Below are 16,593 nucleotides of genomic sequence, written 5' to 3'. Positions count from 1 at the left end.
TAGGGGCGGCGGGGGCGAGGAAAGCGAGGGCTCCCCACTCACCCCATGTCATCGGAGGGCAAGAGGTCGTACGGCTCCAGGCTCGGATCCCGAGCCGGGCCCGAACCCGAAGCCGGACCCGCCCCCACCCTCGAAGCCGCCCCCACCGTAGGAGTCGGCTCCCCCTTCGTAACCGCCTCCACCTGACCCCCCTCACCACTCGACCGCCACGCCCCCCAGGAGAACCACGAGGGCCACGAGGGCCACGAGGGCCGAGTGAGCCGCGTAGGCCAAGAAACCCCCCGTCGCCGCCGAAGCTCCCACCCCCACAACCCCACCCCCACAGGAACCCCCACTCCCACCGTCCACACCACCACCGCGCCCCCCACCTGCCACCACACCGGCCCGAAGTGAGCCAACGCCGCCACCCCCAACGGCCCACCCGCCACCCCGGCAAGCACCGCCATCACCAGCCCGCACAACACGGCCGCGACCTCCACCCCCACCACGACCCGCCCCCACGACCAGGCCTCACGCCCCTCCCCCGGCGCCGCCGCGGTCACCAGGAACCACGCCACCGTGACCCCCGCCACCACCGGCACCGTCATCCCCACCTCGCTCCACACCGTCCCGGGCACCGGCACCGCCGCCAGCAGCGGAAACGCCGGCAGCAACGGCCCGGGCCCCGCCGCGGACAACGGCCCCGCGACATGCCCGGCCCCCAGCACGACCCCGGGCCCGAGCCCGTACGCGGCTCCCCACACCGCCGCGTTCGGCACGAGCGCCATACAGAGCAGCAGTACCGCGAACCGCCCCGACCACACCTCGGTGAGATGCGCGAACGAGCCCCGGACGGCATCGCCGTGCCACACCAGCGACGCCGCCACCAACAGCGAGCCACCCCCGACGAGCACCGCCGCCCCGGCCCCGGCCGCCCGCGCCACGGCCCCGAGGAATTCGGGCGAGCAACGGCGTACGCCGGCGGGCAACACGGCGAGCAGCCGCCGGACCCGCGCGGGCGCAGGGAAGCCGGCGCGTCCGTACGTCGCCCACACCCCCACCCCCGCCGCACCCCCGGCGAGCAACGGCAGGCATGCGGCGGTCCACACCCACGAAGGCCGCAACTCCCCGCCCGAGCAGTACAGCGCGGCCGCCAGTCCGACCGTCAGATAGCCCCCGACGACCCCCGTCCACACCGTGCGCGGCTCCGCCTCGGCCTCGGCGTCCGCCACGCCACGCGCCGCCCGGTACAGCAGCCACACGGGCAGCACGACCAGCAGCAGCGGTGTCACACCCACCGGCATGGGCAGGCCCGACAGCGTCTCGGTGCGGATCAGCTCCACGCCGTGCGCGAGCAGCCACAACGCGGCGGCCACGTGCAGCGATCCACTCGGTCCGCTGTCCGGATAGGGCGAGCTGATCCACAGCATCATGACGAGGACGGCGAACGAGCCGAGTCCGAGCCCCGCCGCGAGGGCGCCACCCAGGAGGCTGGCGCCCAGTCCGGGTGAACGGTGGCGCATCCGGGTGAGCAGGGGCGACAACGACAGCCTGCGGTCGGTCATTTGGGTCACACCCGCCATGCTCCCAACGACACGCGCTTTCTCGTCGTAACAGGCGAACCTCGGATGTGTCGCTCAATATGCAGCTATGTACTTTTTCGTACTAAGGGGCACCCTATGGGGTCCGACATGACAGGCACCCCTGAGACCCCGCTGCCCTCCCCCAAGGAGCGCCGCCGCCTGCGCGAGGCCCAGTCGCTGAGCCAGGCCGACGTCGCGGCCGCGGTGGGCGTCACCCGTGCGACGGTGCGCTCGTGGGAGAACGGCCGTACGACGCCACGCGGCACCAAACGGGATGCGTACGCACGACTGCTGACGGGCGCCGAGGAGGTGACCACGCATCAGGAGAGCCCGGCTCCCGCCCTGGTCGGCGCCGCCACCGGCCCCGTACAGGCGCCCCCCGACCGCGCCGAACCCACCCCCGAGCCGCCCTCCGACACCCCACCCGCCTCCGAACTCGCCCCCACACCCGATCCCGAACCCGGCCCCGAGCTCCTCCCCGAACCCGAGCTCCTCCCCGAACTCGGCCCCAAAGCCGAACTCGAACCCCTTGCGGCCTCCCTGACGCCCGCTCAGGCCTTCGACGCCCTCTACGCGTTCTGCGCCCCCGCCCTCGTACGGCAGACCTACCTGCTCACCGGGCGGCGCGAACTGGCGCGCGAGTCGGTGGAGCGCGCCTTCCAGCTGGCCTGGCACCGCTGGCCCGAGGTGGCCATGGACCGCGATCCGGCGGGGTGGGTGCGGGCGACGGCGTACGAGTTCGCGCTCTCGCCCTGGCACCGGCTGCGCCCCCGGCACCGCAACCCGGAGCCGCCGCCCGCCGCCCCCGCGGACCGCGCGCTGCTCGACGTACTCCTGCAGCTGCCGCCCGTGTACCGGCGGACCCTGCTGCTCTACGACGGGGTCGGGCTCGATCTGCCGGAGACCGCGGCCGAGACGGAGGCGAGCACGCCCGCGGCGGCCAACCGGCTGCTGCGCGCGCGTGAGGCCGTGGCCACGCGGCTGCCGGAGCTGGCGGAGCCGAAGGAGCTGCACCGGCGACTCGCCGAGGTCGCCTCCGCCGAGCGGCTGCGCGCCGCGAAGCCCACCACGGTCCGCTGGGGCGGAGAGCAGCGTGCCCGGCACTGGACCCGCGCCGCCATCGCCTTCACGGTCGTCCTCATCGGCGCCACGACACTGACGCTCCGTACGGCCCCGGACCACTACGAGCCGCCGCTGGCGCCCGGCGCCACGGTGCACGGGGTGCCGCCCCGGGTCGCGCCCGGGCCGCTGTCCGCGGAGGAGCTGGCCCTGCGCGCCAAGCTCAAGGGGGAGACGGTCAGCGGGCCGGAGCGGCTGGTTCCGAAGGCAGGCTGAGCCGGGTACGACGACGGGCTCGCACCCCGGTGGGGATGCGAGCCCGTTCAGTCTGGAGAAGGTCCAGCCTGGAGAAGGTCAGCCGGCGAGGATCTCGCGGGCCAGCTTCGCCGTCTCGGTCGGCGTCTTGCCGACCTTGACGCCGGCGGCCTCAAGGGCCTCCTTCTTCGCGGCGGCCGTGCCGGAGGAGCCGGAGACGATGGCGCCGGCGTGGCCCATGGTCTTGCCCTCGGGCGCGGTGAAGCCGGCGACGTAGCCGACGACCGGCTTCGTCACGTTCTTGGCGATGAAGTCCGCCGCACGCTCCTCGGCGTCGCCGCCGATCTCACCGATCATGACGATCAGGTCGGTGTCGGGGTCGGCCTCGAACGCGGCGAGCGCGTCGATGTGCGTCGTACCGATGACCGGGTCGCCACCGATGCCGACGGCGGACGAGAAGCCGATGTCACGGAGCTCGTACATCATCTGGTACGTCAGCGTGCCGGACTTCGAGACCAGGCCGATGCGGCCCGGCTTCGTGATGTCGCCCGGGATGATGCCGGCGTTCGACTGGCCCGGGGTGATGAGACCGGGGCAGTTCGGGCCGATGATGCGGGTCTTGTTGCCCTTCGACTTCGCGTACGCCCAGAAGGCGGCGGAGTCGTGGACGGCGATGCCCTCGGTGATGACGACCGCGAGGGGGATCTCCGCGTCGATCGCCTCGACGACGGCGGCCTTGGCGAAGGCCGGCGGCACGAAGAGGACGGACACGTTGGCGCCCGTCTTCTCCATGGCCTCGGCGACCGTCCCGAAGACCGGGATCTCGGTGCCGTCGATGTCGACGGACGTGCCCGCCTTGCGCGGGTTCACGCCACCGACGATGTTCGTGCCGTCGGCCAGCATGAGCTTGGTGTGCTTCATGCCCGTGGCACCGGTCATGCCCTGGACGATGACCTTGCTGTCCTTGTTGAGGAAGATAGCCATGGCGGTTGTTTCCCTCGTCCCTTACTTCGCAGCCGCGAGCTCGGCGGCCTTGTCGGCCGCGCCGTCCATGGTGTCCACGCGCTGGACCAGCGGGTGGTTGGCGTCCGACAGGATCTTGCGGCCCAGCTCGGCGTTGTTGCCGTCCAGACGCACGACCAGCGGCTTGGTGACTTCCTCGCCCTTGTCGGCGAGCAGCTGGAGCGCCTGGACGATGCCGTTGGCGACCTCGTCACAGGCGGTGATGCCGCCGAAGACGTTGACGAAGACGGACTTGACGTCCGGGTCGCCGAGGATGATCTCCAGGCCGTTCGCCATCACCGCGGCGGAGGCGCCGCCACCGATGTCGAGGAAGTTGGCGGGCTTGACGCCGCCGTGGTTCTCACCGGCGTACGCGACGACGTCGAGGGTGCTCATGACGAGACCCGCGCCGTTGCCGATGATGCCGACCTCACCGTCGAGCTTGACGTAGTTGAGGTTCTTGGCCTTGGCCGCCGCCTCGAGCGGGTTGGCGGCGGCGTGGTCGACCAGCGCCTCGTGCTCCGGCTGGCGGAACTCGGCGTTCTCGTCCAGCGACACCTTGCCGTCGAGCGCGATGACGCGGCCGTCGGCGACCTTGGCGAGCGGGTTGACCTCGACGAGGAGGGCGTCCTCCTTGATGAAGGTGTCCCACAGCGTCACCAGGATCTCGGCGACCTGCTCGGCGACCTCGGCCGGGAACTTCGCCTGGGCGACGATCTCGCGGGCCTTCTCGATCGAGACGCCCTCGTTGGCGTCGACCGGGACCTTCGCGAGGGCCTCGGGGTTCTCCTCCGCGACGACCTCGATCTCCACGCCGCCCTGGACGGACGCCATGGCGAGGAAGGTGCGGTTGGTGCGGTCGAGGAGGTACGAGACGTAGTACTCCTCGGCGATCTCGGGCGCGGTCTCGGCGATCATCACCTTGTGGACCGTGTGGCCCTTGATGTCCATACCGAGGATGTCCGTCGCCCGGGCGACGGCCTCGTCCGGGGTGGCGGCGAGCTTGACGCCGCCGGCCTTGCCTCGGCCACCGACCTTCACCTGGGCCTTGACGACGGACTTGCCGCCAAGACGCTCGGTCGCCTCGCGGGCTGCCTCAGGCGTGTCAATGACTTCACCGGCCAGCACCGGTACACCGTGCTTGGCGAAGAGGTCCCTCGCCTGGTACTCGAACAGGTCCACGCGCGTCCGTCCCTATCAGTGATCTCGCGGTTCGTTGGATGCGTGGGCGTGCCGCGAAGGGCAACGTGACGTCCGCTGTCACAAGGGTGGCGCACACGGTGTCCGAGCGCGCGGCATGTCCGTCTCGCAGGTTATCGCCGCAGGACGTGGGTCCCTAAATCGCAGGTCACACCTGAGCGGTGATACCTGTCACAGATCTGGCCGGGACGGGGCCTCACCAGGCTGGGGTTTGCCTGGTGAGGCCCCTCGAACAGCCCCTGAGGGGCCCAGGGAGGGTGGTCCCCACCCCAATGGGGACCGCCCCTCCCCATCCGCGGGGTTTCGGTCGGACACGGCTGATGGCTTTCGGCCGTCCGGGGCCGTGGCCCCGCGGAGTCGGTCGGTGGGTAAAGCGGTACGAGCGGTACGAGCGGTACGGCGGGAGGGACGGTCAGAATCTGTACCGCCGACATTCCTCTCGCCGCCCTAGGCCAGACCGGTGGCGCCGGCGGATGTTCTGGCCGGAGACGGTTCGGATCGGGACCGGAGAGGGACCGGAGAAGGTCTGGACGGCGGGCAGACATGTTCCGCTTCCGCCCCTGCGCGGCAGCGCCGACATCGGGGAAAGGACCGCCCTAGCCGGGGAAGACCGGAATATCCCGGTACCTGTCCCGGGACTCGGCCCCGGTCACCGCCGCGGGTACGCCGGGCACGAGCCGCAGCGGCGCCCGGTGACTCGCAGTGACGACGGCCTGAGGATCGCCGTGGCGCGGCGTGCCGCCGTCGACGGCAGACTGACCGCCCAGCGCGCCCGAGGGGTCGCCGGGGGGTGCCTGCCGCTCGGGCGCCGGTGCTGGCGCCGCACCCCGGTGCTCGCCGCGCACGGCGACACCGGCCGTGTCCGTACCGAGGCGGGTGGGGCCGTAGTACGTCGGACCGACGGGCCCGGCGTCCGCGTGCCGCACCACGGCATGCGACGACGAGGGCATGGCCCCCGCACGCGAGTGCTGAGGCCCCGAAGCGGCGGACGGAACCTGGCCCCCCGCGCCCGGACGCACGGGCGGACCGGGCAGTTCCGGCACCTCGGGCAGCGAGGGCAACGAGGGGAGGGACGGCAGGGTCTTCGGCGGCGCTTGGCCCAACTCGCCCGTCACCGTCTCCACGAGATCACCGACCGGCCGTACGACGCTGTCGGCAGCCGACCGTACGACGTCCCGGACGGTGCCGGTCACATGGGTGACGGTGTCGCCGACCTGAGCGCCGGCGACCGTGACATGAGCGTGAGCGACGGTGTCCGTGACGTGAGTGACGTTGTCTGTGACGTGAGTGACGGCGTGGGCCGCCGAGCGCGCCACCGGGAGCGGAGCAGCCGGCTTCACCACCCGTACCGACGAGCTCGTCGGAACCGTCGGAACTGTCGGAACCAACCCGTCCGCCGCATGCGCCCGCTCCCCGCAAAGGAGCCCGAGCGCGAACAACCCGGCCACCAGCAGCGCCAGTCGCAGCGCACGCCGCCCGGCCGCCGTGCGCGGCATGCGCGTCATGCGCAGAGCGGCACCGGCGAAGGGCAGTTCGACGACGGGCAGGGTCAAGACGGGGTGATCCTCCGTGCGGCGGGAAGAGGCGTCGATCCTCGCACGGCTCTCCTGAGGTCGCGCAAGCCCCTTGTCGCCGCTCCTCCCCTACCCTCTCCTCTTCCTCCCCCCACGTCTCCTCAGGCGGTGTCCGGTATCGGGAGCGGTCGCTTCTCGATCGCTGCCGCCATTACCTCGGGAAACAGGTCGGGCGTACAGGCGAACGCCGGTGCGCCCAGTGCCGCGAGCGCCGCCGCGTGCTCATGGTCGTACGCGGGCGCCCCTTCGTCGGACAACGCCAACAGCGTCACGAACTGCACCCCCGACGCCTTCATCGCCGCGACCCGCTTGAGCATCTCGTCGCGTATACCTCCTTCGTAGAGGTCGCTGATGAGCACGACCACCGTGTCGGCGGGCCGGGTGATCTGCGACTGGCAGTACGCCAGCGCCCTGTTGATGTCCGTACCGCCGCCCAGCTGGGTACCGAAAAGGACGTCGACCGGGTCGTCGAGCTGATCGGTCAGATCGACGACGGCTGTGTCGAAGACGACGAGCCGGGTGGCGATGGACCGCATCGACGCGAGGACGGCGCCGAACACGGAGGCGTAGACGACGGACGCCGCCATGGATCCCGACTGGTCGATGCAGAGGACGACCTCCTTCTTCACGGACTGCGAGGCACGCCCGTAGCCGATCAGCCGTTCGGGCACGATCGTGCGGTACTCGGGCAGGTAGTGCTTCAGGTTCGCCGCGATCGTGCGGTTCCAGTCGACGTCGTGGTGACGGGGTCTGCTGATGCGTGCACTGCGGTCGAGGGCGCCGGTGAGAGTCGCCCGCGTGCGGCTCGCGAGCCGCTTCTCGAGATCCTCGACGACCTTGCGCACGACCGCCCGCGCCGTCTCCTTCGTCGTCTCCGGCATGGCCTTGTTCAGGGAGAGCAGCGTGCCGACCAGGTGCACATCGGCCTCGACCGCTTCCAGCATCTCGGGCTCCAGCAGGAGGGTGGACAGCCCGAGCCGGTCGATGGCGTCCCGCTGCATGACCTGTACGACGGACGAGGGGAAGTACCTCCGGATGTCCCCGAGCCAGCGCGCGACCGACGGCGCCGACGCCCCCAGCCCCGCCGAACGGTCCCGCCCGGACCGCCCCTTGCCGTCCTTCCCGTACAACGCGGTGAGCGCCCCGTCCATCGCCGCGTCCTGCCCCGCGAGCACGCATCCGGTGCCGTCCGCCTCCTCACCTCCCAGCACCAGCCGCCAGCGCCGCAACCGCTCGCCGGCGGCCTCGGTGGGTCCGGCCGGACCGTTCGATCCGGTCGCTTCCACAGGTGCCGCTGTCATCGGGCCACCCCCGCAAAGTCGTCGTCGTGGGCCTCGCCCAGCCCCAGCAGCAGGCTCAGCACCGGCAGGACCGCGTCGGCGCGCCCCAGGTCGAGGTCGGGCGCGAACCCGGGTATGCCGGAGGCGGCGGCCTCGGCGCTCCCCCGCGCCCCCGGGCCGCGCCGGACCAGCTCGCCCAGCGTTCTGCGCACCCCTGCCTCGTACGCCGAGAACGTGCGCCGCAGCAGGGGCAGCACATCGGTGAACGCCTCGGCCGGCACCCCGGTCAGCCACGCGTCCACCAGGCCGAGCAGCCGCTCGTCGTGTACGAGCAGCATCCCGCCCCCGGAGCCACCGCCGACGAACCCCTCGATCCACGCGGCCGCGTCCCCCGGCTCCGTACCGGGCGACAGCACGAGACCCATGAGCCGCGCGGCCTCGTCCTGCTCCAACTCCCCGTCGTCCAGCAGCAGTCGTACCGACCGCCCACGGATCACCCCTGGCACGGTGTCGCGCCCGGTCAGCACCCGCAGTACGGAGTGCCAGCGCTCGCGTATGCCGCCGGAGGCGGCCGTGCCCGGCTCCCCCAACAGCCCCACCGCGCCGTGCACCGCGTCCACATGGCGTCGCATGTGCTCGGCGGCCTCGGCGTCGAGGGCCGCACAAGCCGGTGGGAGGCCGACGAAGATCCGCTCGGCGAGGCCCACGGCGACGTCCGTGAGGGCGTGTGTGTCCGTACCGCGCACATCGCCGTACCGCAGGGAGCGGACCAGCGCGGGCAGGGCCTGGGCGAGGTGGCCGACATCCGCGTCCAGCGCCGCCCGGTCGGCGAGGACCCGCATCACCACGGGCAGCGCGTCCGGGAGTTCGGCGAGCAGACAGCGCTCGGCCAGTGCCGTGACATCGGCCAGGGCGTGCGCGGCGACGGCGTCCGCCTCGGCCTTCCCGGTCGCCGCCGACAGCACCGTCGTGCCCCAGACCCCGGCCTCGGCGACCCGCACGGACAGCTCCGGCTCCCAGCGCAGCCGCCAGGTCTCCCGGAAGGTGCCGGTGCTGCCGCGCGAGGCGGTGGGCTCGCCCCACGCGATACCGAGCAGCCGCAGCCGGTGCAGGAGTCTGCTCCGCCCGGCGTCGGTCTCCCCCCGCAGGTCCAGCTCCACCTCCCGCTCCATCGGCTCGGGTTTCAGCCGCAACCGCTTCTGCGCACGCGCCAGGTCGCGCTGCAACGGCACCGCGGGAGCTGACTGAGGCACCTCGCCCAGCGCATCGCCGACCACGAGCCGGTCGTGCACGAGCCCCAGTGGCACATCCGAGCCCTCGCACATCACGGCCCGTATGGCGTCGGTGGTCTCGGTCAGCCCGGGCAGTGGGCGACCGCGCATCGCGGCGAGGGTGTCGGCCAGCCGTACCGCCTCGATGACGTGCGCCGAGGACACCATCCGGTCCTCGTCGCGCAGCAGCCTCGCCACCTTCGTCATCCAGCGCTCGACGGGACGGTCCGGGGCGGCGAACAGATGCCCGTACCAACCCGGCGAGTCGATGCCCGCGCCGTACCCGCTGACGCGCGACAGCCTCCGGTGCGTCCAGGGCACCCACGTCATGTCGGCCTTGGCCTTGGGGAGCCCCTTGAGCAGCGCCCGATCGGCGGCCACGGTCCTCTTCTGCCGCAGCGCAGGCACGTGCCAGGCCCCGCACACCACGGCCACCTCGTCCCCGAACTCCCGCTGCGCCGCCCGCATCTGGAGCCGCATGTACGCCTCGCGCACCAGGTCCCGGTCGTGTCCCCCTGCCCCGTAGGCCTCCCGCAGTGCCGCCATCGCCTCCTCCAGCGCGGTGAACGGCGCCAACGGGTCGGCCCCGGTCCCCGCCCCGCCCCGGTGCTCGACCACGTCCTCCCACCAGCGCTCGGGATCGTCGTACCCGGCCGTCTCCGCGAGTACGGCGAGGGGGTCGATCCGCACGTCCGCGTCGACGGAACGGTCGGCCGCACCGGCCCCCTTCTCCTCTTCGTTCCCCCACGCCAGCGTGTGGGTCGCCGGGAGGTCGATGAACCGGGCCGGGACTCCCTGCGCCAGGGCCCACCGGATCGCCACCCACTCGGGGGAGAACTCGGCGAGCGGCCAGAAGGCGGAGCGGCCGGGCTCGTCCACGACATGGGCGAGGAGTGCGACAGGAGGACGCATGTCCTTCTCGGCGGCGAGCGGGATGAGCGCGTCCGCCTCCGGGGGTCCCTCGATCAGTACGACCTCGGGCGTCGCCGCCTCCAGCGCGGCCCGCACGGCACGGGCCGACCCCGGGCCGTGATGCCGCACCCCCAGCAGCAACGGCCCCGCCGTGAAGCTCGTCATGCGCTCACCTCCCGGCAGGCCCGGTAGAAGTCCTTCCAGCCGTCCCGCTCGCGGACGACCGCCTCCAGATACTCCTGCCAGATGACCCGGTCGGCGGCCGGATCGCGGACGACGGCGCCGAGGATGCCGGCCGCCACGTCGGACGCGCGCAGGACACCGTCGCCGAAGTGGGCGGCGAGGGCCAGGCCGCCCGTGACGACCGAGATCGCCTCGGCCGTGGACAGCGTGCCGCTGGGCGACTTCAGCTTGGTCCGCCCGTCGGCCGTGACCCCGTCGCGCAGCTCGCGGAAGACGGTGACGACACGACGGATCTCGTCCATGCCCTCGGGCACGGCGGGCAGGTCGAGGGAGCGGCCGATCTGGTCGACACGCCGCGAGACGATGTCGACCTCGGCGTCCGCGCTCTCCGGCAGGGGCAGCACCACCGTGTTGAAGCGGCGGCGCAGGGCGCTGGACAGCTCGTTCACCCCGCGGTCGCGGTCGTTGGCGGTGGCGATCAGGTTGAAGCCGCGGACGGCCTGCACCTCCTGTCCCAACTCCGGTATCGGCAGGACCTTTTCCGACAGGATCGTGATCAGCGTGTCCTGCACGTCCGCCGGGATGCGGGTCAGCTCCTCGACCCGGGCCGTCATGCCCTCGGCCATGGCCCGCATGACCGGGCTCGGCACGAGGGCGTCCCGGCTGGGGCCGTGAGCCAGCAGCCGCGCGTAGTTCCAGCCGTACCGGATCGCCTCTTCCGGTGTGCCCGCCGTGCCCTGCACCAGCAGGGTCGAGTCGCCGCTGACCGCCGCGGCCAGGTGCTCGGACACCCACGTCTTCGCGGTGCCGGGCACGCCGAGCAGGAGCAGGGCGCGGTCGGTGGCGAGCGTGGTGACGGCGACCTCGACGATGCGGCGCGGTCCCACGTACTTCGGTGTGATCACCGTGCCGTCCGGCAGTGTGCCGCCCAGCAGATAGGTCGCCACCGCCCATGGCGACAGCCGCCAGCGGGCGGGCCGCGGCCGGTCGTCCTGCGCGGCCAGCGCGGCGAGTTCGGCGGCGAAGGCGTGCTCGGCATGTGGGCGCAGCGCCTCGCCCGCGCTCTCGCTCACGCCTTCACCCAGGCTGTCGCTCACGGGCGGACGGACGGTCGTCGGTTCAATGGACGCAACGGGCACGGACATGGCTCGCTCCCCCTCCAGCTCGGCCGGTTCGGATCTGGTTCCACCGTGCACCACGCCACTGACAATGCGCTCTGACCTGTGCAAATACGCTCGCGAAGGTCGATTGTCAGTGGCGGGACCTACCTTCGATGACATGACTCAGCAGGGGGTGCGCTGGACGGCGGATCAGGTGCTGGCACTGGCGCCTGATGCCGCGTCACGTACGGCCGGCAGCAAGCTCGGCGCGGCCGGGCCGTGGTCGGAGGCAGGCAGTTCTGACGAGGGGACGGTATGGGGACTGTGCAGGGGAAGCGGCAGCAGGCCTTATCAGACGGTCATCGACATCGCGGACTCCACCGGGCCCGCGTACACGTGCAGTTGCCCGAGCCGGAAGTTCCCGTGCAAGCACGCGCTGGGACTGCTGCTGCTCTGGGCGGGCGCGGACGGTTCGGTGCCGCGGGGGCCGGCGCCGGACTGGGCGGAGCAGTGGATAAAGGGGAGACGAGAGCGAGCGGAGGAGAAGGGGACGACGGGCGGGGGATCTGGGACGGCGTCACCGGGCGATCCGGAGGCGGCGCGGCGCAGGGCGCGGCGGCGGGCCGAGCGGATCACCGCGGGGGCGGCGGAGCTGGAGCAGCGGTTGGCGGATCTGCTGCGGGGCGGCCTCGCGTCGGCCGAGCAGGCGGGGTACGGGATGTGGGAGGAGACGGCGGCCCGCATGGTCGACGCGCAGGCGCCCGGACTGGCCGCGCGCGTCAGGGAGTTGGGGGCGATTCCCTCCTCCGGACCCGGCTGGCCGGTGCGGCTGCTGGAGGAGTGCGCGTTGCTCCATCTCCTCGACCAGGGCTGGCTGCGCCGTGAGCGGCTGCCGGACGACCTGGCCGCGACGGTTCGCTCGCGGGTGGGGCTGCCGGGTTCGGCGGACGGGCCACCGGTGCGGGACCGCTGGCTGGTCCTCGCCCAGTACGACACGGCGGACACCCGGCTCACGACCCGCAGGATCTGGCTCTACGGCGCGCAGAGCGACCGCACCGCGCTGCTCCTCTCCTATGGGGCCGCCGGCCGCGCGCCGGAGCTGACACTGCCGGTGGGGCTGGCCTTCGAGGCGGAGGTGTCCGCGTATCCGGGCACCGGACAGCTCCGAGCGGCCCTGGGCGAGCGGTTCACGCCGCCCGCCCCCGCGCAGACGCGTCCACCGGGGCTGACCGCCCCCCAGGCGGCGGCCCGCTTCGGCGAAGCCCTGCGGGCCGACCCCTGGCTCGACTCCCACCCGGTCACGCTGGCCCGGGTGATACCCACCCCCGACGGCGACACCTGGCAACTTGCGGACGCCGAGGGCGACTTCGCCCTCCCGATCGCCTCTTCCCTTCTCTCCCGACCCGGACTGTGGCGCCTCGCCGCCCTCTCCGGCGGCGCCCCCGTCACGGTCTTCGGAGAGTGCGGCCACCGCGGCTTCACTCCCCTGACGGCCTGGCCGGAGGGCGCCGGGGAGCCGGTGTCCCTGTGCTGACCACCGGCACTGCCGGCACTGCCGGCACCACCGACACCACCGGCACCGCCCACAGCACCAGCACCAGCACCAGCACCAACACCAACACCAACACCAACACCAACACCAACACCACTGTCACCGCTCAAGCCATCAGCACCGCCTCCCCACGGAAAGGACGCTCATGAACACGACCTCCGCCCCCGCGGGCGCGCCCGTCGGAGGTTCCTGGGAGGAGCTCGTCACGATGGCCCTGCTCGGGACCGAGCGGCGCCCGGCTCCCGCCTGGGCCGCCGGGCGCGAGGCACCGGTGGTCCTGCTGGACGCGGCCGCGGTGGAAACCCTGCGGCGGCGGGCCGGGGTGCGGGCCGCACGGGCGGCCGCCCGTCCCGAGCCCGCGGCGCCCGACCCACGACCGGCCCTCCCGCCCGCCGCGGCCCATCGACTCGCGACGCTGCTGGCGGACCGGCCCGGCACCGGAGGCGGCGGCCGCCGGGGCACGGCGCCCGACCTCATGGAGCTGCTGCCGCAGTGGCTCGCGCTGGCGAACGCGCGGGGTTTCGCACCGCCCCCGGAAGCACTGCCCGCGCTCCTCGACGCCGCCCGGGGCCGTACGGACCTGCGGCCGGCGGCCCTGTCCTTCGCCGGGCCGCGCGCCCTGTGGCTCGCCCGGCTGAACCCGGACTGGCGCTTCGCCCTGCGTTCGCTGCCCGGCGGCGGCACCACACTGCCCGGCCCAGAGGACCCCGAACGTACGCAACAGCTCTGGCAGGAGGGTCTCTTCGCCGAGCGGGTCGCACTGCTCACATCGATACGGGCCCAGGACCCCGGGGCCGCACGCGAGCTCCTCGCCACCACCTGGGCGACCGAGCGGGCCGAGGACCGGCTGATGTTCCTCGACTCCTTGCGCTCCGGACTGTGCCCGGCGGACGAACCGTTCCTGGAGCGGGCGCTCGCCGACCGGAGCCGCAACGTCCGGGCCACGGCCGCGGAACTGCTGTCCGCGCTGCCCGGTTCGGCGCTCGCCGCGCGGATGGCGGCGCGGGCCGGCTCATGCGTGGCCGTCGACCGGACGCAGGGCACACCCTCGATCGTCGTCGAGGCGCCGCACGAGTGCGACGCGAGCATGGAGCGCGACGGTGTTGTACCGAAAGCTCCGGCGGGACGAGGGGAACGGTCGTGGTGGCTGGGCCAGTTGGTCGAAGCAGCGCCGCTCGGGACGTGGTCGCGACGGCTCGGCGGACGTACGCCGGAGGAGATCGTGGCGCTTCCGGTGACGGACGACTGGCAGAGCGAGCTGCATGCCGCGTGGTGCCGGGCGGCGGTGCGGCAGCGGGACCCGGGCTGGTCCCGGGCTCTCCTCGGCGCGCCGTCGGCTCCGGAGGCCGGCGGGCCGGGGGCGGTGTCGCTGGCGGAGCGGTCGAAACTGCTCGCCACGCTGGGCTCCGCCGAGCGGGCCGAGTGGGTGGCGGGGTTCATCGCCACGCACGGTTTGTCCGAGGCGTTCCAGCTGCTCGGGGTCTGCGCGGTGCCGTGGGCGGGGCCCCTGGGACGGGCGGTGGTCGACGCGCTCAATATCGCGCGGGACGCGGGGAGTTATCCATGGAGCTTCAGTGGGGTGATGGGGCTGGCCGAGCGGTGCCTGGATCCGGCGGAGGCGGGGCGGCTGGAGGGACTCACGGCGGTCGCCGACGAGCCGGAGAACGCGGCGCCCGGTGCCGGTGGCTACTGGGCGGAGGCCTTCCAGCGCCTCGTCACCACCCTGCGTCTGCGCGCGGTGATGTCCTCGGAGCTGGATGGTGCGGAACCACGCTGACAGGAGCGCCCCTTGAAGGGCGCGGGGAACCGCGCGACGAGCCCCCGCCCACCCGGGGCCACCCCACGAGCGAAGGGGACCGCACCCCCGCCGGAGAGGCGCTACGCGCCGGCCGGCTGGCGTACGTTCGCCCGGACCCACTCCACGATCGACGCGGTCGTCGCGCCCGGCGTGAAGATCTCGGCGACGCCCTTCTCCTTGAGCGGCGCGATGTCCGCCTCGGGAATGATCCCGCCGCCGAAGACCTTGATGTCCTCCGCGTCGCGCTCCTTGAGGAGATCGATGACCGCGGCGAACAGGGTGTTGTGGGCGCCGGAGAGGATCGAGAGGCCGATCGCGTCGGCGTCCTCCTGGATCGCGGTGTCGACGATCTGCTCCGGGGTCTGGTGGAGCCCGGTGTAGATGACCTCCATACCGGCGTCGCGCAGCGCCCGCGCGATCACCTTGGCCCCGCGATCGTGGCCGTCGAGCCCCGGCTTGGCCACCACCACGCGGATCGGACCGGCTGCCACAACCATCACTGCCTCCATGAACGGACTTCATCGACCGCCCCGCACCGCACCGGCAGGGGAAGTGAACGAACGTTATCGTCAGATCCGTGCAAACCGCAGTTTCCCGCTGAAGACCGAGGGGGAAATCACACGGTGGGACACATTCGCCGCGCACCGCTCCGCGTCACTGCGGCACACGCGCCGCAGGGATCTGCGACGCGCGGGCCGGGGCCGGAGCCTGCGCAAGGAGAGCCGCCAGCAGGTGGCAGCACCACCGTCGCATCACGGAGGCGCGACGGCGGTGCGGCGCACCGGCGGGAGCACGACGGCAGGGAATCCCGTCGCGTCACCGGCGCACCACACGCCACGGACGCACCGTCGGCAACCGCCCACGCCATCGCCACCGGCACCACCACCGCGGCTTTCCACGAGGGCACACGGGGGACAGAGCGGTCCCGCTGCGTGCCGACTGGAGGTCGGCCATGAAGGTCACCGGGGCTGAGTTGCCCTTTCTCCCTCTCCGTCAGCGCCTGCTGCCCAGCCGACTGACCGGGCTCTCGGTGGCCCTGTTGAAGGCGACGGCCCTGGAGCTCGCCATCCTCGCCGGGCACCTCCTCCTCTATCCGTCCGGCATCACCCAGGAGCGCCGCGGCACCTCCGCGCTCCCCCGGCCCGACGCGCCCCGGCTGCCCACCGGGACCAAGCCGCCGGTCGTGCTGCTGCACGGCTTCATCGACAACCGTTCGGTCTTCGTGCTGTTGCGCCGCAACCTCGCCCAGCACGGCAGGCAGCACATCGAGTCGCTCAACTACTCGCCGCTGACGAACGACATCCGCGCCGCCGCGGAGCTGCTGGGGCGGCACATAGAGGACATCTGCGAGCGCACCGGGCGCGACCAGGTGGACATAGTGGGGCACAGCCTCGGCGGACTGATAGCCCGCTACTACGTCCAGCGCCTCGGCGGGGACCTGCGCGTGCGCACCCTGGTCACGCTCGGTACGCCGCACGCGGGCACCAAGGTCATTCCGCTGATGAACGCGCACCCGATCGTCCGTCAGATGCGCCCGGGTTCCGAGGTGATCGAGGAGCTGCGCAAGCCGGCGCCCGACTGCCGTACGCAGTTCGTGAGCTTCTGGAGCGACCTCGACCACCTGATGGACCCGCTGGAGACCGCCTCCATCGACCACCCGGACCTGCTCGCACAGAGCGTCCAAGTGAGCGGAATCGGACATCTCGCCCTTCCCGTTCACCCCGCGGTCGCCGCCGGGATACGACAGGCACTCGACTTCGAGGAGACACAGGCCCGCCCCGCCGCCGCGCCCGCCGCCGAAACCGGGGGTCTGACAGTGGCGTAACACCCCCGCAGAACACCCTC

13 protein-coding genes are annotated in these 16,593 nt (G+C 72.6%); 5 read left to right on the top strand and 8 right to left on the bottom strand.

Annotated features, from left to right (window positions below; translation table 11 throughout):
* Positions 1-38: 38 nt before the first annotated feature.
* Complete coding sequence (locus ACZ69M_RS17485; protein ID WP_470050689.1) at positions 39-1,562, bottom strand: cell division protein PerM; 1,524 nt, start codon at positions 1,560-1,562, stop codon at positions 39-41.
* A 108-nt stretch (positions 1,563-1,670) separates the two neighbouring features.
* Between ACZ69M_RS17485 and ACZ69M_RS17480 the strand changes: the two genes are divergently transcribed.
* Positions 1,671-2,897 (top strand): sigma factor-like helix-turn-helix DNA-binding protein, encoded by a 1,227-nt coding sequence (locus ACZ69M_RS17480; RefSeq protein ID WP_470050687.1) that lies wholly within the window; start codon positions 1,671-1,673, stop codon positions 2,895-2,897.
* Positions 2,898-2,975: 78 nt separating this feature from the next.
* Here the strand turns inward: ACZ69M_RS17480 and sucD are convergent, their stop codons facing one another.
* The 6 genes from sucD to ACZ69M_RS17450 all read right to left on the bottom strand — a co-directional run bounded on the left by sucD (position 2,976) and on the right by ACZ69M_RS17450 (position 11,443).
* Positions 2,976-3,860, bottom strand: a complete 885-nt coding sequence (sucD, locus tag ACZ69M_RS17475; RefSeq protein ID WP_060901445.1) for a succinate--CoA ligase subunit alpha — start codon at positions 3,858-3,860, stop codon at positions 2,976-2,978.
* Positions 3,861-3,881: 21 nt separating this feature from the next.
* Positions 3,882-5,060, bottom strand: a complete 1,179-nt coding sequence (sucC, locus tag ACZ69M_RS17470) for an ADP-forming succinate--CoA ligase subunit beta (protein ID WP_099921057.1) — start codon at positions 5,058-5,060, stop codon at positions 3,882-3,884.
* 614 nt (positions 5,061-5,674) lie between these two features.
* Entirely contained in the window at positions 5,675-6,631 is a 957-nt protein-coding gene (locus ACZ69M_RS17465; RefSeq protein WP_470050685.1) for a hypothetical protein, read from the bottom strand.
* Positions 6,632-6,753: 122 nt separating this feature from the next.
* Complete coding sequence (locus ACZ69M_RS17460; protein ID WP_470050683.1) at positions 6,754-7,953, bottom strand: VWA domain-containing protein; 1,200 nt, start codon at positions 7,951-7,953, stop codon at positions 6,754-6,756.
* Positions 7,950-10,280, bottom strand: coding sequence for a DUF5682 family protein (locus tag ACZ69M_RS17455; protein WP_470050681.1), 2,331 nt, complete (start codon positions 10,278-10,280; stop codon positions 7,950-7,952). The genes ACZ69M_RS17460 and ACZ69M_RS17455 overlap by 4 nt, the downstream gene beginning before the upstream one ends.
* The gene (locus ACZ69M_RS17450) at positions 10,277-11,443 is read right to left on the bottom strand and encodes an ATP-binding protein (protein ID WP_470050679.1); all 1,167 of its coding nucleotides are present in this window, start codon (positions 11,441-11,443) and stop codon (positions 10,277-10,279) included. Before ACZ69M_RS17450 ends, ACZ69M_RS17455 begins: the two co-directional genes overlap by 4 nt.
* A gap of 133 nt (positions 11,444-11,576) precedes the next feature.
* Here ACZ69M_RS17450 and ACZ69M_RS17445 point away from each other — a divergent pair, with 133 nt between their 5' ends.
* From ACZ69M_RS17445 to ACZ69M_RS17435, 3 genes are read left to right on the top strand one after another with little or no spacing between them, the layout of a single operon-like run.
* Positions 11,577-12,932 (top strand): SWIM zinc finger family protein, encoded by a 1,356-nt coding sequence (locus ACZ69M_RS17445; RefSeq protein WP_470050677.1) that lies wholly within the window; start codon positions 11,577-11,579, stop codon positions 12,930-12,932.
* Positions 12,926-13,099, top strand: a complete 174-nt coding sequence (locus tag ACZ69M_RS17440) for a hypothetical protein (protein WP_470050675.1) — start codon at positions 12,926-12,928, stop codon at positions 13,097-13,099. The genes ACZ69M_RS17445 and ACZ69M_RS17440 overlap by 7 nt, the downstream gene beginning before the upstream one ends.
* Positions 13,096-14,727, top strand: coding sequence for a DUF5691 domain-containing protein (locus ACZ69M_RS17435; RefSeq protein ID WP_470050673.1), 1,632 nt, complete (start codon positions 13,096-13,098; stop codon positions 14,725-14,727). The genes ACZ69M_RS17440 and ACZ69M_RS17435 overlap by 4 nt, the downstream gene beginning before the upstream one ends.
* A gap of 101 nt (positions 14,728-14,828) precedes the next feature.
* Here ACZ69M_RS17435 and ACZ69M_RS17430 read toward each other — a convergent pair whose 3' ends face one another.
* On the bottom strand, positions 14,829-15,245 hold the full coding sequence (locus ACZ69M_RS17430) for a cobalamin B12-binding domain-containing protein (protein WP_470050671.1): 417 nt from the start codon (positions 15,243-15,245) through the stop codon (positions 14,829-14,831).
* A gap of 455 nt (positions 15,246-15,700) precedes the next feature.
* On the opposite strand from ACZ69M_RS17430, the gene ACZ69M_RS17425 reads away from it, so the two are divergent.
* Complete coding sequence (locus ACZ69M_RS17425; RefSeq protein WP_403690079.1) at positions 15,701-16,573, top strand: esterase/lipase family protein; 873 nt, start codon at positions 15,701-15,703, stop codon at positions 16,571-16,573.
* Positions 16,574-16,593 lie beyond the last annotated feature (20 nt).

The sequence above is a fragment of the Streptomyces sp. NPDC107454 genome, assembly GCF_055582885.1.
This window is presented reverse-complemented; position numbering and strand designations above follow the sequence as displayed.

Excerpts from the sequence above, each read along its gene's own strand:
- ACZ69M_RS17485 (WP_470050689.1), bottom strand. The coding sequence starts at position 1,562 with ATGGCGGGTGTGACCCAAATGACCGACCGCAGGCTGTCGTTGTCGCCC.
- ACZ69M_RS17480 (WP_470050687.1), top strand. The coding sequence starts at position 1,671 with ATGACAGGCACCCCTGAGACCCCGCTGCCCTCCCCCAAGGAGCGCCGC.
- sucD (WP_060901445.1), bottom strand. The coding sequence starts at position 3,860 with ATGGCTATCTTCCTCAACAAGGACAGCAAGGTCATCGTCCAGGGCATG.
- ACZ69M_RS17460 (WP_470050683.1), bottom strand. The coding sequence starts at position 7,953 with ATGACAGCGGCACCTGTGGAAGCGACCGGATCGAACGGTCCGGCCGGA.
- ACZ69M_RS17455 (WP_470050681.1), bottom strand. The coding sequence starts at position 10,280 with ATGACGAGCTTCACGGCGGGGCCGTTGCTGCTGGGGGTGCGGCATCAC.
- ACZ69M_RS17450 (WP_470050679.1), bottom strand. The coding sequence starts at position 11,443 with ATGTCCGTGCCCGTTGCGTCCATTGAACCGACGACCGTCCGTCCGCCC.
- ACZ69M_RS17445 (WP_470050677.1), top strand. The coding sequence starts at position 11,577 with ATGACTCAGCAGGGGGTGCGCTGGACGGCGGATCAGGTGCTGGCACTG.
- ACZ69M_RS17435 (WP_470050673.1), top strand. The coding sequence starts at position 13,096 with ATGAACACGACCTCCGCCCCCGCGGGCGCGCCCGTCGGAGGTTCCTGG.
- ACZ69M_RS17430 (WP_470050671.1), bottom strand. The coding sequence starts at position 15,245 with ATGGTTGTGGCAGCCGGTCCGATCCGCGTGGTGGTGGCCAAGCCGGGG.
- ACZ69M_RS17425 (WP_403690079.1), top strand. The coding sequence starts at position 15,701 with ATGAAGGTCACCGGGGCTGAGTTGCCCTTTCTCCCTCTCCGTCAGCGC.